The organism is Pseudomonas sp. PDM13 (genome assembly GCF_025685765.1).
Classification (GTDB): Bacteria; Pseudomonadota; Gammaproteobacteria; order Pseudomonadales; family Pseudomonadaceae; genus Metapseudomonas; species Metapseudomonas solani.
The window spans coordinates 271,730-286,519 of record NZ_JAOTQU010000001.1; the positions used below are offsets into that span (position 1 = coordinate 271,730).

At 66.3% G+C, this 14,790-nt stretch carries 16 protein-coding genes; 5 read left to right on the plus strand and 11 right to left on the minus strand.

The genetic code is table 11. The annotated features are described in order from the left end of the window. Window positions 1–60: 60 nt before the first annotated feature. The 6 genes from OEJ36_RS01290 to OEJ36_RS01315 all read right to left on the minus strand — a co-directional run bounded on the left by OEJ36_RS01290 (window position 61) and on the right by OEJ36_RS01315 (window position 5,632). Window positions 61–1,908, minus strand: coding sequence for a nitric oxide reductase activation protein NorD (locus OEJ36_RS01290; RefSeq protein ID WP_263400078.1), 1,848 nt, complete (start codon window positions 1,906–1,908; stop codon window positions 61–63). A 128-nt stretch (window positions 1,909–2,036) separates the two neighbouring features. Continuing rightward, window positions 2,037–3,455, minus strand: a complete 1,419-nt coding sequence (locus OEJ36_RS01295) for a cbb3-type cytochrome c oxidase subunit I (protein WP_411860955.1) — start codon at window positions 3,453–3,455, stop codon at window positions 2,037–2,039. A gap of 2 nt (window positions 3,456–3,457) precedes the next feature. Further along, a complete protein-coding gene (locus OEJ36_RS01300; protein WP_263400079.1) occupies window positions 3,458–3,898 on the minus strand; it encodes a c-type cytochrome in 441 nt (146 codons plus the stop codon). 114 nt (window positions 3,899–4,012) lie between these two features. Further along, window positions 4,013–4,261, minus strand: coding sequence for a cytochrome C oxidase subunit IV family protein (locus OEJ36_RS01305; protein WP_263400080.1), 249 nt, complete (start codon window positions 4,259–4,261; stop codon window positions 4,013–4,015). Next, window positions 4,258–4,851 (minus strand): cytochrome c oxidase subunit 3, encoded by a 594-nt coding sequence (locus OEJ36_RS01310; protein ID WP_263400081.1) that lies wholly within the window; start codon window positions 4,849–4,851, stop codon window positions 4,258–4,260. Before OEJ36_RS01310 ends, OEJ36_RS01305 begins: the two co-directional genes overlap by 4 nt. After that, entirely contained in the window at window positions 4,835–5,632 is a 798-nt protein-coding gene (locus OEJ36_RS01315) for a CbbQ/NirQ/NorQ/GpvN family protein (protein ID WP_263400082.1), read from the minus strand. The genes OEJ36_RS01310 and OEJ36_RS01315 overlap by 17 nt, the downstream gene beginning before the upstream one ends. Before the next feature lie 194 nt (window positions 5,633–5,826). Here OEJ36_RS01315 and OEJ36_RS01320 point away from each other — a divergent pair, with 194 nt between their 5' ends. Both OEJ36_RS01320 and OEJ36_RS01325 read left to right on the plus strand, forming a co-directional pair. After that, on the plus strand, window positions 5,827–6,132 hold the full coding sequence (locus OEJ36_RS01320; RefSeq protein ID WP_021217081.1) for a c-type cytochrome: 306 nt from the start codon (window positions 5,827–5,829) through the stop codon (window positions 6,130–6,132). 450 nt (window positions 6,133–6,582) lie between these two features. Next, the gene (locus OEJ36_RS01325) at window positions 6,583–7,164 is read left to right on the plus strand and encodes an RNA polymerase sigma factor (protein ID WP_021217082.1); all 582 of its coding nucleotides are present in this window, start codon (window positions 6,583–6,585) and stop codon (window positions 7,162–7,164) included. A 43-nt stretch (window positions 7,165–7,207) separates the two neighbouring features. Here the strand turns inward: OEJ36_RS01325 and OEJ36_RS01330 are convergent, their stop codons facing one another. Next, entirely contained in the window at window positions 7,208–7,864 is a 657-nt protein-coding gene (locus OEJ36_RS01330; RefSeq protein ID WP_263400083.1) for an EndoU domain-containing protein, read from the minus strand. 179 nt (window positions 7,865–8,043) lie between these two features. Between OEJ36_RS01330 and OEJ36_RS01335 the strand changes: the two genes are divergently transcribed. The 3 genes from OEJ36_RS01335 to OEJ36_RS01345 all read left to right on the plus strand — a co-directional run bounded on the left by OEJ36_RS01335 (window position 8,044) and on the right by OEJ36_RS01345 (window position 9,996). After that, on the plus strand, window positions 8,044–8,667 hold the full coding sequence (locus OEJ36_RS01335; protein ID WP_263400084.1) for a hypothetical protein: 624 nt from the start codon (window positions 8,044–8,046) through the stop codon (window positions 8,665–8,667). A gap of 191 nt (window positions 8,668–8,858) precedes the next feature. Next, entirely contained in the window at window positions 8,859–9,488 is a 630-nt protein-coding gene (locus OEJ36_RS01340) for a hypothetical protein (protein WP_263400085.1), read from the plus strand. A 187-nt stretch (window positions 9,489–9,675) separates the two neighbouring features. Beyond that, on the plus strand, window positions 9,676–9,996 hold the full coding sequence (locus tag OEJ36_RS01345; protein ID WP_263400086.1) for a hypothetical protein: 321 nt from the start codon (window positions 9,676–9,678) through the stop codon (window positions 9,994–9,996). A 67-nt stretch (window positions 9,997–10,063) separates the two neighbouring features. Here the strand turns inward: OEJ36_RS01345 and thrC are convergent, their stop codons facing one another. The 4 genes from thrC to xerD form a co-directional block, all read right to left on the minus strand. Continuing rightward, on the minus strand, window positions 10,064–11,473 hold the full coding sequence (thrC, locus tag OEJ36_RS01350) for a threonine synthase (RefSeq protein ID WP_184487539.1): 1,410 nt from the start codon (window positions 11,471–11,473) through the stop codon (window positions 10,064–10,066). 95 nt (window positions 11,474–11,568) lie between these two features. After that, complete coding sequence (locus OEJ36_RS01355; protein WP_184487538.1) at window positions 11,569–12,873, minus strand: homoserine dehydrogenase; 1,305 nt, start codon at window positions 12,871–12,873, stop codon at window positions 11,569–11,571. 120 nt (window positions 12,874–12,993) lie between these two features. Then, on the minus strand, window positions 12,994–13,722 hold the full coding sequence (locus OEJ36_RS01360; RefSeq protein WP_263400087.1) for a disulfide isomerase DsbC N-terminal domain-containing protein: 729 nt from the start codon (window positions 13,720–13,722) through the stop codon (window positions 12,994–12,996). Window positions 13,723–13,863: 141 nt separating this feature from the next. Further along, window positions 13,864–14,760 (minus strand): site-specific tyrosine recombinase XerD, encoded by an 897-nt coding sequence (xerD, locus tag OEJ36_RS01365; RefSeq protein WP_263400088.1) that lies wholly within the window; start codon window positions 14,758–14,760, stop codon window positions 13,864–13,866. Window positions 14,761–14,790 lie beyond the last annotated feature (30 nt).

Here is a 14,790-nt window from a genome sequence, read left to right on the forward strand (position 1 = left end):
GCGGAACGCCGCCCGCCCCATCCTACAAATGCCCCCTGACGACCCCGCGCGCGGGATGCGTCAACCCTGCCGCTGGGTGAGCTGGCGGTAGAGCTGGGGCAGGCGCACGGGGAGTTGCGCCGGGTCGTTGATCAGCAGGTGGCCCTGGCTGCCGAACAGGTAGGGCAGGTAGTCCGCCGCCTCGCGGTCGATGGTGATGCAGAACGGCAGCAGCCCGGCGCGGCGTGCTTCGAGCACGGCCTGGCGGGTGTCTTCGACGCCGTAGCGGCCTTCGTAGCGGTCCAGGTCGTTGGGCTTGCCGTCGGTGAGGATCAGCAGCAGGCGCTGGCGTTCCTTGCGCTCCAGCAGCAGTTGCGTGGCGCGACGGATGGCGGCGCCCATGCGCGTGTAGTAGCCGGGGCGCAATGCACGGATGCGGCCGCGCACGGTGTCGTCGTGGCGTTCATCGAAGCTTTTCAGTTGGGTCATGCGTACCTGGTGGCGGCGCAGCGAGGAGAAGCCGTAGAACGCGAAGCGGTCGCCCACCGCCTGCAGCGCTTCACCGAACAGCAGCAGGCTGTCGCTGATCAGGTCGATGACCCGGTGCTGGTTGTCTATGTGCGCGTCGGTGGACATGGACAGGTCCGCCAACAGCAGGCAGGCGAGGTCACGCCGGGCCTGCCGACGTTCGCGGAACAGCCCCGGCTCGCTGCACGCCCCCAGGCGCCGCTCGACGCTGAAGTCCAGCCAGGCGTCGAGGTCGAGCTCCGTGCCCTGGGGCTGGCGATGCAGCCACTGCGGCTGCTGGCGCAGGCTTTCGAACTGCCGGCGCAGGCGCCGTGCGATGGGTGCCAGGGCATCCGGCAACGGTGCCGGCTGGGCGTCGCGCGGCAGCATCGGCTGCAGGCAGACATGGTCGGCGAGCAGCTGCTGGCGGCGATGGTCCCACTCCGGCAGGCGGATGCCTTCGCCCAGGGGAATGTCATCGAACTCGGCGGCGGGCAGGTCGAGGTCGAGCTTCAGCCCGCCGCCCTTCTTCTGCCGTTGCCGCGACAGGCTGAGGTGGTCCAGATCGTCCGCGACCTTGGCCGCATCCAGGTCTTCGCTGTCGTCACCGGCGCGGTCCAGCTCGACGTGCTCGGACCAGCTGAACAGGTTCTCCAGGCGGAACAGCAGCAGGCCGCCGCGGCCGGGGTCCTGCCCGGTGCGTTCGGCCCGCTTGCGTGCCTGGCCCTTGGCCTCGCTGTGGGCGGAGCGGCCCTGCTCGTCGCCCTCCACCAGCTCGGCGTGCTGCGGCGCGGCCAGGCGTTGCGGCGGGTAGAGCCACAGCGGCAGCGGCCAGGGGGCCTTCTCGCTGCGCGGCAGGCGCTCGAGGCTGCCCGGCTTGTGCAGGGCCTGTTGCAGCGCACGCTCCAGCGCCGCTTCGGCGGGAGGCAAGGCGGCGGGATCGGGACGCAGGCTCAGCAGCGCCTCCACCAGGCGCTGGTAGCGTGGGCGCAGCAGCGGGTAGCGTTCGAGCACGGCGAGGGTCCAGGCCTGGTTGTCCCGCGCCCAGTGGCGCATCGGCTGGCTGTGGGCGGCCAGCAGCGCCAGCCAGCGGTACAGCTCGCGGTTCAGTTCGGCATCGGGGTAGACGGCCAACTGCGCGGGTAGGCGCAGGGAGTCGGCATCGAACCAGGCCACCGGCAATTGCTGGCAGGTACCGGCCACCTGTTGCAGCAGGCTGCGGCGCACCAGCAGCTCGCGGGCGCTGGCCGCCTCCACACCGACACCGGCCTCGCCGCCGGTGCCACGGAACAGCAGGAGCAGGCTACGGCGCATGGCGTCCAGGGGCACGGCCGCCTCGTCGAATTCGGGGCTGGCACGGCGGGTGATGAAGCGGTGCCAGGCGCGGCCGAAGCCTTCTTCGACTTCGAGGTGAATGGTCATGGGCACCTGCCTCCTGGGAGAGGGTTGGGGGGAAGGAGTGATTCGAGCCACCGGCAGATGCGGCCTGCCGATGGCTGCGATAACGCGAAAGGCCCGTCGCAGAAGGACGGGCCCGGATCGGTACGCCCTCAGTTCATCTGCACCTCCCCCACGGCGACACGGCCGCGCTGACGGAAGCTGAACAGGTAGCAGATGAGCCCGATGAGGAAGCCCACGCCGGCGTACAGGCGCAGCCAGAAGAACACCTTCAGCTGGTCGACCGTGGCCATGAACGGCAGCGCGGCGCCATCGGCCGGCATGCGCTGCAGCCAGATCTGCACGATGCCGGCGGCGGTGAGCAGCAGGGTGATCAGCAGCATGGAAATGGTCATCAGCCAGAAGCCCCAGATCTCCAGGCTCTGGGCCCGGGCGTCGGGTGCCTCACCGATGCCCCGCAGGCGCGGCATGGCGTAGCTGATCATGGTCATGACGATCATCGCGTAGGCACCGTAGAAGGCCAGGTGGCCGTGGGCGGCGGTGAGCTGCGAACCGTGGGTGTAGTAGTTGACCGGCGCCAGGGTGTGCAGGAAGCCCCAGACGCCGGCGCCGAGGAAGGCGGTGACGGTGGTGCCCAGGGCCCAGAGCGAGGCAGCCTTGTTGGGGTGCTCGCGGCGACGGCGCCTGACCATGTTGAAGGCGAACAGCACCATGGCGAAGAACGGCAGCGGTTCCAGTGCGGAGAAGATCGAGCCGAGCCACAGCCAGACGGTCGGGGCGCCGATCCAGAAGTAGTGGTGGCCGGTGCCGATGATGCCGGTGATCAGGGCCATGGCGATGATCACGTAGAGCCACTTCTCCACCACTTCGCGGTCGACGCCGGTGATCTTGATCAGCACGAAGGCCAGCATCGAGCCCATGATCAGTTCCCACACGCCTTCCACCCACAGGTGCACGACCCACCACCAGTAGTACTTGTCGCGGGCCAGGTTCTCCGGGTTGTAGAAGGAGAACAGGAAGAACACGGCGAGGCCCACGAGGCCGGTCATCATCACCACGCTGACGGCGGTCTTGCGGCCCTTGAGCAGGGTCATGCCGATGTTGAAGAGGAAGCCCAGCGCGACGACCACGATGCCCATCTTGGTGATGGTGGGCTGTTCGAGGAACTCCCGGCCCATGGTCGGCAGCAGCTCGTTGCCGGTCATCTTCGCCAGGCCCGCATAGGGCACCAGCAGGTAGCCGAGGATGGTCAGCACGCCGGCGGCGGCGAACACCCAGAACAGCACGATGGCCAGTTTCGGGCTGTACAGCTCGCGGTCGGCCTCTTCGGGGATCAGGTAGTAGGCCGCCCCCATGAAAGCGAACAGCAGCCAGACGATCAGCAGGTTGGTGTGCACCATGCGGGCGACGTTGAAGGGGATGAGCGGGAACAGGAAGTCACCGACGACGTACTGCAGGCCCATGATCAGGCCGAAGAGGATCTGCCCGACGAAGAGCATCAGGGCGAACACGAAGTACGGTTTGGCGACCGCCTGCGAGGCGAATTTCAGGTACGGATTGCTCGGGGTCATGATCAACCCTCCTTGTTCGGCGGCCAGTTGTTGGTATCGATCTTCGAGGTCCAGCGCAGGAACGCGGCGAGGTCGGACACCTCTTGGTCGCTGAGGTTGAACTGCGGCATCTGCCGGCGGCCGGGCACGCCTAGCGGCTGCATCTTCATCCAGGCGGCGAGGAAGGTGTCGAAGGCTTCGTCACCGCCACGGCGGATCACCACGTTGCCCAGTTCCGGCGCGAAGTAGGCGCCCTCGCCGAGGATGGAATGGCAGCCGACGCAGTTGTTCTGCTCCCACACCAGCTTGCCGCGCACCACCGACTCGGTGAGCGCGCCCTGGTTGGTGCGTTTGGGGAAGGTGGTCTCTGTGTGATAGGTCAGGGCGAGAAATACCAGGAAGAAGAAAACGCCTCCTCCCAGGTAGATGTTCCTCGCCATACCTTTAGTGAATGTCTCTGACATGGGCCCTCCTGGGTCACGGTTGCGTGGCCATTGTAGGAACCGCCCCCAGGCACCTCGCTTGATGGCAATCAAGAAAGACCGATTGTTCCAGTCAGGTATTTTTCCTGAGGAGAATCAGGGTATTGCGTGCAGGGCGAAGATCACCCCGGTGAGCAGCAGCGGCCAACCGAGCAGCAGCGAACGCCACAGCCGAGGGCCGTGCCCCAGCTCCATGAAGCGCAGGGCGATGAGCCAGGCCTTGCCCAGGCCGAGCAGGAGGATCACTGCTACCGGCAGCAGCGCCGCCGGCTCGCGATGCCCCAGCCAGACCCCGGCGACGGACATGGGCAACATCGCCAGCCAGGCCAGCAGCAGCGCCCTCATGGTCCGGGCGCCAATACGTAGACCAGCGGGAATAGCACCACCCAGACCAGGTCGACCATGTGCCAATAGAGAGCGCCGGACTCCAGCCCGCCGAGTTCGCCGTCGCGGTACGCCCCGCGCAGGCAGCGCAGGAGCATCCAGCCGAGGATCACCAGCCCCAGCCACACATGCAGGAAGTGGAAGCCGGTGATCAGCCAGAACAGGGTGAAGAAGGTGCTGTATTCCAGGCCCAGCCCGAGCGTGGCGAAGTGGTGATACTCGGCGGACTTCAACGCCACGTGGACCAGCCCCAGAACCACCGCAACGCCCAGCAGGATGGCCGCCTGGCCCTGCCGCTGGCGCCGCACCCGCAGCACCGCCAGGGCCGCGCAGAAGCCGGCGCTGAGCAGCGTCAGGGTCAGCGCCAGGGCGGTGGACAGGTCCAGCTGCGCACGGCCGGCGCGGAAGCCTTCCACGTCCAGGCGCTGGGCCACGGCGAAGGCGATGATGAGGATGGCGAAGACGGTCAGCTCGGCGAGGATGAAGAACCACATCGCCAGGTCACCCGGCAGGTGTCGGGCATTGGCAGCGGCCTCAGGCGAAGTGGACATCGACCAGGTCCATCAGCGCCGCCACCGTGGCTTCGTCATCCGACAGCGGTTCGGCCAGAGCGGCCCGGCAGGCGTCGCGAGGGGCCACGCCGGCGTTGAGCAGGCGCGCGGCAAGCACCAGCAGGCGCGTGGAGCAGACCTCTTCCAGCTCCTGGCGGCCGAGCCGACGCAGGGCGGTACCCAGTTGCACCAGGCGCTGCGCCAGCTCCGGCGCGACACCGGCTTCGCGGACGATGATGCCGGCTTCCGCGTCGGGCGTCGGGTAGTCGAAGCGCAGGGCGACGAAGCGCTGGCGGGTGCTGGGCTTCATGCCCTTGAGCAGGTTCTGGTAGCCGGGGTTGTACGACACCACCAGCATGAAGCCGGGCGGTGCCACCAGGGATTCGCCGGTGCGCTCGATGAACAGTTCGCGGCGATCGTCCGCCAGAGGGTGCAGCACCACCACCGTGTCCTGACGCGCTTCCACCACTTCGTCGAGGTAGCAGATGCCGCCCTCGCGCACCGCGCGGGTCAGCGGGCCGTCCTGCCACCAAGTGCCGTCGCTGCCGATCAGGTGGCGGCCGACCAGGTCCGCCGCCGACAGGTCGTCGTGGCAGGCCACGGTATACAGCGGTCGGTTCAGGCGCTGGGCCATGTGCTGGACGAAGCGGGTCTTGCCGCAACCGGTGGGGCCCTTGATCAGCACCGGCATGCCCTGGGCGGCGGCCTCGGTGAAGAGCGCCACCTCGTTGCCGGTCGGCTGGTAGAAGAGCGGCGGGATGTTCTGGACAGGGGCGTTCATGGCGGGGCGATTCTCCGTTCGGGTTACGGCTGGGCACGCTAGCCAGCCAGGCCGAGGGGCTCAAGCGCAATGCGCGAAGTTCTTGATCGCCATCAAGCGGTGCCCCAGCGGAGCGCTCCTAGAATCGCCCCAGACGCCGGGAAAAACCGGCGCAACCGACCGGCGCACAGGCGCCCAGCCCTGAGGAGACGTTCATGAACAAAGCACTGGTTGCCCTGCTGCTCGGCGGGCTGCTGGCCCAGGCCAACGCCATGGCCAGCCCCGGTGAAGAGCTGTTCAAGGCCAAGTCGTGCGTGGCCTGCCATGCCATCGACAAGCAGGTGCTGGGCCCACCCTTCCAGAAGGTCGCGGCCAAGTACGGCGCCGACGGCGCAGCGCACATCAGCCACAGCATCCTCACCGGCAGCAAGGGCGTGTGGGGCCCCATCCCGATGCCGGCCAACGCCGTCAGCGAGGCAGAAGCCAAGGTCCTCGCCGAGTGGATCGTCACCCTCCAGTAACCCCGTTTCATACGGCCGGCGCATCCGCCGTCGGCCGCTTCCCCTCAATGGCCGATTGAGCCTCCTGGTTCAGTGGTGGGCGCTGCTCGCCCACCATGGCCACCCTCGCCTTCCTCCGTCCCTATCGTTCGATAGCATCACCCCGGGCATTGCTGGAGTTCCGCCTGCCGCTCCCCGCCCCATGGGTTTCGCTTCGCTCTACGCCATCCCACGAAAGCCGCTACGCCCTGGGCTGTGCTGCGCGCACCTGGCCGGCAAACGCCCTGGCCGCCCTGGCCCGGCCCCTGCGCCTGAAATCACCTCACGCCATCCCCGCAGCGCTCGCCTCGCCTGTTAGAAACCCCTTCACAAACCCGGGCACGCCTTCGTCCTGCTTGCTCCAGCCGGTCTGGCAAGGACTGCCAGTGCAGCACCGTCGCCACCGGCATTTAGAAGGATCAAGGAATGGTTATGGCGAGCAACCTGGACGCGAGCCTGGAGCAGGGCACGCAGCGGAGACTGCTATGGAAATTTCTCATCGACCACGAACCACTGATGCGCAAGCGCTGCCAGCAGCTGACGCGCAACCCCCACGATGCGGAGGACGCCCTCAGCGAGCTGCGCCTGCGCCTGTTCACCCTGCTGCTGCGCGAACCCGGGCGGCTGGAGGCTGTGGATAACGTGCCGGCCTGGTTGCGTCGGGTGGCCAGCAACCACTGCATCGACCGGCTGCGCAGCACGCCCTCGACCTGCAACCTCGACTGGCTCGACCAGCAACTGCACGACAACGCCGCCTGGCAGCCGCAGCAGCTCGGCCCCGAGCGCCAGGCCTGCCTGCAGGAGGCGGTGGAGGTGCTGGACAAGGCGCTGCACCGGCTGCCGCCCAAGCTCGGCCAGGCCCTGGAGCAGCACTGCATCTGCGGTGTGGAGTACGTGGACCTGGCCGGCCTGCTGCACGTCAGCGAGCCCAACCTGCGCAAGCGCGTGCAGCTGGCGCGCCGGCAGTTGCGGGACTGGCTGGGTACCCTGTGCGAGGCGGGCAACGAAGGCTGAGAGGTGAAGCGGAAAGCCCGCCCACAAGGGGCGGGCCGACCGATCAGAAGTTGCCGATGGGGTAGGCGGTGTTGATGGTCCAGAGACCGCCGATGTTGTTGAGGAAGCCGCCGATGGTGAAGGGGTTGCCCGCCTCACCGACACAGTAGCCCGCCGCCCCTACCGAGGGGGCCGAAGGCCCGCTGAAGAAGTTGCCGCCACCGACGGACTGGAGCGGATGGGTGTAGGCATAGCGCACCGAGGCGATCACCTGCACCTGGGTACAACTGTCGGGGTAGAAGGACGAAACCCCGGCACCGCCCTTGGCTACCCAGACGCCGGCATTGTCTACCTCGATGCCGCCTCCCAGGTAGCGGTAGGGCCCAGCAGCGCCAACTGCCGGCGGCTCTACGAAGTACTGCTGCCCGGCGGTGATGCGCGCGGCGACGGGCGACGCAGGCAGAGCCCCAAGGCGTGGATCGTGGCCGGCAGGCCGCGAGTGATAGCCCACAGCTGCGCCCGCCCCATTGATCTCGCCGCAGAAGATATGGCGCTGGCTGATCTGCGGGTTGATCCGGCTGTTGACGAGCCCGCCGCCTATCTGCACCGGCAGCGGGTTGACTCCGGGCGCACCGGGCGCGCAGTTGATCTGGGCAAGGGCCGGCAGGCTGCAGCAGGCGGCCAGCAGCCCCAGGGGCAGGGTTTTCTTGAAGCATTCCATGGCGAATCTCCTTTACTTGGCTGGGCGGTAGGTGCCCAGCAGCAATGACGGGAGGCCGCCGCATCCGTGACGCCGCCTCGGCACGCCATAAAAGGACTTCACAGGTCGGCGGGGCGGCCGTCATGGAAGCAGGCCCGGGCAGGTGTCGGGGCCGTAACGGAACCAAGGAGAAGGGAACCATGACTACTTTCAACGTGAACTTCGCTGTCGACGACATGGAGGGCAAGACCGTGCTGGTCTTCCTCAAGCCGCAGAACCCGCAGCGCGATTACCGCATCCACGCCTGGCAGGTGCTCACCGGCTCGGCCGGGGCGACCGAGTCGTTCGACTACGAGGCGGTGATCGAGACCGACGTCTCCAGCAATGGCGAGAAGGCCGGCAACCTGATCGTCTCCGGGCGCAAGGCCGCCCTGCCCGGTGGCCTGTTGCAGGCCGTCAGCCCCGGCGGCCTGTCGCCGCAGCTGGAACAGGCGGCCACCTCGCTGGCCCAGGAAAAACTCACCCCGCAGCAGTGCGGCGTGATCAACAAGACCAACCCCTACATCCAGTTCGACAGCAACTGGTACGTCAACGGCCGCCCGGTGGTGACCATGCCCAAGGTGGACTCACGCATGACCGTGAGCTTCGAGTACGAGCCCAATTTCTACTTCATGGTGGCCACGCCGCCCATGATCGGGCAGACCTACATCGTGCAGAACTTCTCGGACATGACCCAGTACGTGGCGCCCATCACCGCCACCGAAGTGGACGTGACCCTGAGCCGCCCGAACGGCCTGTGGACCTTCGACTTCCTGTCGCGCTGAAACCCGCTCGACCCCGTATGAAGAAAGCCCCCGGCGAGTGATCGCCGGGGGCTTTTCGTTGAGCGGGCTCCCGGGCTGAAGCCCGGGCTACGACACTCACAAATACTCGGCAAAGTGGCTGTTCCTGCTCCATTATCAACGCCTGCCCTGACAAGTGCCGGGGCTACGAAGGAACCAAGGAGACAGGGACCATGATCAATTTCAACGTGCATTTCGCTGTGGAGGATATGGAAGGGAAGACCGTGCTGGTCTTCCTCAAGCCACAGAACCCGCAGCGCGACTACAACATTCATGCCTGGCGGGTGCTGACCGGCTCGGCGGGGGCCAGCGAGCAGTTCAGCTACGAGGATCAGATCGAGACCGATCTCTCCAGCACGGGCGATACCCCGGATGAGCAGATCATCTCCGCACGCGTGGCCGTCCAGCCCGGCCAGTTGCTGCAGGCAGTCAGCCCGGGCGGGCTGTCTCCGCACCTGCAACAGGCCCCGACCTCTCTGGCCGAAGAAAAGCTCACCCCACAGCAGTGCGGCGTGATCAACCAGACCAACCCCTTCATCCAGTTCACGTGCAACTGGTATGTCGGCGGCCATCCGGTGGTGAGCATGCCCAAGGTGGACCGGAACATGACGGTGACCTTCGAGATGATGCCAGGCCACTTCTACTTCATGGTGGCCTCGGCGCCCCTGGCGGGGCAGACCTATATCGTGCAGAACTTCTCCGACATGACCGAGTACGTATTGCCCATCACCGCCACCGAAGTAGAGGTGACCCTGACGCGCCCCAGCGGCTTGTGGACCTTCGAATTCATGTCCCTCGGTTGAAGGCCCCCAGCTGGAGTCGAGAGGTTTCCCGGTATTCGCCCCAGGGCTCCCGGACTGAAGTCCGGGCTGCGGTGGCCCGATGACGACCGTTCGGCAGGGCGGGCTCTGCACCGCCGGAAAGTGGTGATGATGGGAACGTACTCCGGCAGGGACCGGGGCCCGAATGGAACCAGGGAGAAAAAGGATCATGGCCACAAAATTCAACGTGAACTTCGAGGTCGACGACATGCAAGGGAAGACCGTACTGGTCTTCCTGAAGCCACAGAATCCGCAGCGCAACTACCAGATCCATGCCTGGCAGGTGCTCACCGGTTCGGCGGGAACCACCGAAACCTTCGACTACGAGGCGGTGATAAGCACAGACGTGGCGACTCAGGGTTCCAGCCTTGAAACACCCCTGATGCCCGGTGTGATGCATGTAATCCCTGGCCGGGTATTTCCCCTGGAGCCCGGCGAGCTTCTCTCACAGCTGGAACAGGGCGACCCACGGAAAGACCCCGCCGAATGACCTGGGGCCACGGCACAAAAAAGCCCCTGGTGATCGCTCACCAGGGGCTTTTTCATTGCCGTTCAGCTTAGAGCGGCTTGCCGCGGTTGCCGTGGGCGGCGACGAAGGCCTGGATGGTCTTCAGGTCGTTGGCCAGGACGGTGCAACGTTCTTCGCGCTGGAACAGGTCGGCGAGGTGCGGCGGCAGCGCCGGGACCGCGTCGATGCCGGCCTTCTCCACCGCTTCCGGGAACTTGACCGGGTGCGCGGTGCCGAGGGTGACCATGGGAGTGGACAGGCTGCGGCGGCATTCGCGGGCGGCGCGCACGCCGATGGCGGTGTGCGGGTCCAGCAGCTCGCCGCATTCCTTGTAGACCTCGGTGATGGTCTCGCAGGTCTGCTCGTCGTTGACGGCCAGGGAGTCGAACAGCTTGCGCGCTTCGGTCCAGCGATCGTCCTCGACGCTGAAGCCGCCGCCCTGCTTGAAGGTGTCCATCAGCCCGGCAATGGCGGCGCCGTTGCGGCCGTGCAGGTCGAACAGCAGGCGCTCGAAGTTGGACGAGACCATGATGTCCATCGACGGCGACAGGGTCGGGTGCAGGGTGTCCTTGACGTAGCGGTTGCCGCTCATGAAGCGGTGCAGGATGTCGTTGCGGTTGGTGGCGACGATCAGCTGGCTGATCGGCAGGCCCATGTTGCGCGCCAGGTAGCCGGCGAAGATGTCGCCGAAGTTGCCGGTGGGCACCGAGAAGGCCACGGAGCGGGCCGGGCCACCGAGCTGCAGGGCGGCGTGGAAGTAGTAGACGATCTGGGCCATGATCCGCGCCCAGTTGATCGAGTTGACCGCGACCAGGCGGGTGCCCTTGAGGAAGCCCTGGTCGGCGAAGCTGGCCTTGACCATCTCCTGGCAGTCGTCGAAGTTGCCTTCCACGGCGATGTTGTGGATGTTCTCGCCGAGGATGGTGGTCATCTGCCGGCGCTGCACCTCGGACACACGGTTGTGCGGGTGCATGATGAAGATGTCGACGTGCTCGCAGGCCTTGCAGCCTTCGATGGCGGCCGAACCGGTGTCACCGGAGGTGGCGCCCATGATCACCACGCGCTCGCCGCGCTTGGACAGCACGTGGTCGAGCAGACGGCCCAGCAGCTGCAGGGCGAAGTCCTTGAAGGCCAGGGTCGGGCCGTGGAACAGCTCCAGCACCCACTCGTTGCCGTTCAGCTGGCGCAGCGGCGCCACGGCGTTGTGGGCGAAGACGCCGTAGGTCTCTTCGAGGATCTTCTTGAAATCGGCATCGGCGATGCTGCCGGCAACGAACGGGCGCATCACGCGGAAGGCCAGCTCGTGGTACGGCAGGCCGGCCCAGGAGGCGATCTCTTCCTGGGTGAAGCGCGGCAGGTTTTCCGGTACGTAGAGGCCGCCGTCGCTGGCCAGGCCAGCCAGCAGCACGTCTTCGAAGTTCAGGGCCGGGGCCTGGCCGCGGGTACTGATATAGCGCATGGGTACAAACCTTCGGTTTGAGCGGCAAGCTGCAAGTTTCAAGCTACAAGCGGAACACCCGCTTGCGGCTTATGGCTTGCAGCTTGCCGCTCCAATTAATTGAGCTGTTCGACGCGGATGCGGACTACGCTGCCGACCACGTCGTCGAGGGCTTCCAGTGCGGCGATGGCGTCGTTAACGCGCGCTTCGACGACCCGGTGGGTAACCAGGATCATCGGCACCAGTCCGTCCTGCTCTTCGACTTCCTTCTGCATGATGGATTCGATGTTGATGCCGCGCTCGGACAGGATGGTGGCCACCTGGGCCAGTACGCCCGGGTGGTCCTTGGCCTGGATGCGCAGGTAGTACGCGCTCTCGCAGGCATCGATCGGGAGGATCGGGTGGTCGGACAGCGAATCCGGCTGGAAGGCCAGGTGCGGTACGTGGTTCTCCGGGTCGGCGGTCAGCGCGCGGACCACGTCCACAACGTCGGCGACCACGGCGGAAGCGGTGGGCTCCATGCCGGCGCCGGGGCCGTAGTAGAGGGTGCTGCCGGCAGCGTCGCCGTTGACCATCACGGCGTTCATCACGCCGTTGACGTTGGCGATCAGGCGGTCGGCCGGGATCAGGGTCGGGTGCACGCGCAGCTCGATGCCCTTGTCGGTACGACGGGCCACGCCCAGGTGCTTGATGCGGTAGCCCAGGGCTTCGGCATAGTTGACGTCGGCGCTGGTGAGTTTCGAAATGCCTTCGGTGTAGGCCTTGTCGAACTGCAGCGGGATGCCGAAGGCGATGGAAGCGAGGATGGTCAGCTTGTGGGCAGCATCGATGCCTTCGACGTCGAAGGTCGGATCGGCTTCGGCGTAGCCCAGCGCTTGCGCTTCCTTGAGCACGTCATCGAAGGCACGGCCTTTCTCGCGCATCTCGGTGAGGATGAAGTTGCCGGTGCCGTTGATGATGCCGGCCAGCCAGTTGATGCGGTTGGCGGAGAGGCCCTCGCGGATCGCCTTGATCACCGGGATGCCACCGGCGACGGCGGCTTCGAAGGCGACGATGACGCCCTTCTCGCGGGCCTTGGCGAAGATTTCGTTGCCGTGCACGGCGATCAGCGCCTTGTTGGCGGTGACCACGTGCTTGCCGTTGTCGATGGCCTTGAGCACCAGGTCGCGGGCCAGGGTGTAGCCCCCGATCAGCTCGATGACGATGTCGATTTCCGGGTTGTCGGCCAGGGCGAAGATGTCGGCGGTAATGGGGGTGGTACCGGTTTCACACTTCGGATTGGGGCGACGAGCAGCGATCTGGGCAACTTCGATTCCACGCCCGGCACGGCGGGCAATCTCCTCGGCGTTGCGTTTGAGTACGTTGAAGGTGCCGCCACCGACGGTCCCCAGGCCACAGATGCCTACTTTTACCGGCTTCACGCTGAACTCCCCATCTTCACTGCGAAAAACGGCCGGGCATGGTCCCGGCCGTGGAAAAGAGCCGCACTTTACGAAGCGGCTGATTTTTGGTCAATCGATGTGATACGCGCAGAGCCCGTGTTACTTGGCTTCCAGGGCGATCTTGGCCAGTTGCGGGGCCGGCTGGTAGCCCGGGATCATCTGGCCGTTGCCGAGGACGATGGCCGGCGTGCCGTTGACGCCGATCAGCTGGCCCAGCTCGAACTGCTTGGCCACCGGGTTATCGCAGGTGGCGGCGGGAAGCTCCTCGCGGGACTTGGCCTTGTTCATCGCGGCCTGGCGGTCCTTGCTGCACCAGACGCTGACCAGGCTGTTGTAGCCATGGCTGCCAAGACCCTGGCGCGGGAAGGCGACGTAGCGCACTTCGATACCGCGACGGTTGAGCTCGGGCACTTCGCTGTGCAGTTTCTGGCAGTAGCCGCAATCGGTGTCGGTGAACACGGTGATATGCGCCTTGGCCGGCTCCTTGGGCGCGAAGACCACCATCTCGCTTGCGGGGATGGCGTTGATCTCCTTGGCGATGGAGCGGCTCTCGGACTGCTCGGTGAGGTTCACCGGCTTGCCGTCCTTCACGTGGTACAGGTAGCCCTGCATCAGGTACTGGCCGTCGGCGCTGGTGTAGAGCATGCGGCCGCCCTTGAGCTGCACCTGGTAGATGCCGCTCATGGGACTTTCGCCGATGGATTCGATGGGCAGGCCCAATTCAAGGCCGCTGAGGGTCTTGCGGATGGCCTGGTCCGGGTCGTCGGCGAGGCTGAAGGTGCTGACAAGGCCAAGGGCCATGGCTGCGAAGAGACGGGTCACGCGCATGGTTACTCCTGTGGAGCGGGGACATTCGGGCGGATGCCGAAGATTATCACAGAAGCCCCGAAGCACCGCGCCATAGAGCCGAACGGAGGTAAGGCCGGGATATCCGGTGCATGTAGGGAACAGGCGGCCACCTTTTCCAGCTCAGCCACGCGGGTGGTGGCGGGCGTGCAGGTCCTTGAGACGTGCCTGGGCGATGTGGGTGTAGATCTGCGTGGTGGAGAGGTCGGCATGCCCCAGCAGCATCTGCACCACCCGCAGGTCGGCGCCGTGGTTGAGCAGGTGGGTGGCGAAGGCGTGGCGCAGGGTGTGGGGCGACAGCGACTTGACGATGCCGGCGACCTTGGCCTGGTGCTTGATGCGGTACCAAAAGGTCTGCCGGGTCATCTGCTCGCCACGCTGGCTGGGGAACAGCACGTCGCTGGGCTTGCCGTCGAGCAGGAAGGGCCGCGACTCACGGACGTAGCGCTCGATCCAGGCGATGGCTTCTTCGCCGAGCGGCACCAGGCGCTCCTTGCTGCCTTTGCCGAACACCTTGACCACGCCCTGGCGCAGGTTGACCTGCTCCAGGGTCAGGCCCACCAGCTCGCTGACCCGCAGGCCGCAGGCGTAGAGCACTTCGAGCATGGCACGGTCACGCAGGCCGATGGGGTCGTCCAGCTCAGGGGCGTCGAGCAGGGCCTCGACGTCCGCCTCGGACAGCGACTTGGGCAGCGGGCGCCCGAGCAGCGGCAGGTCCACCTGCAGGGTGGGGTCCTCGCTGATCAACCCTTCACCCAGGAGAAAACGGTAGAAACCGCGGGTTCCCGAGAGGAAGCGTGCCGTGGAGCGGGCCTTGTAGCCCTGCTCCAGGCGCCAGGCGAGGTAATCGAGGATCAGGTCGCGGCCGGCGGCCTGCAGGCTCGCGCCGCGCTCCTCCGCCCAGCCATTGAAGTGCGCCAGGTCGCTGCGGTAGGCGGAGCGGGTGTGGGGCGAGAGGCCCTTCTCCAGCCACAGGGCATCGAGGTAACGGTCGATCAGGGGGTGGTCGAGGGCGGGCATGACGGAACGCTGGTGGGATGAACGGCGTCT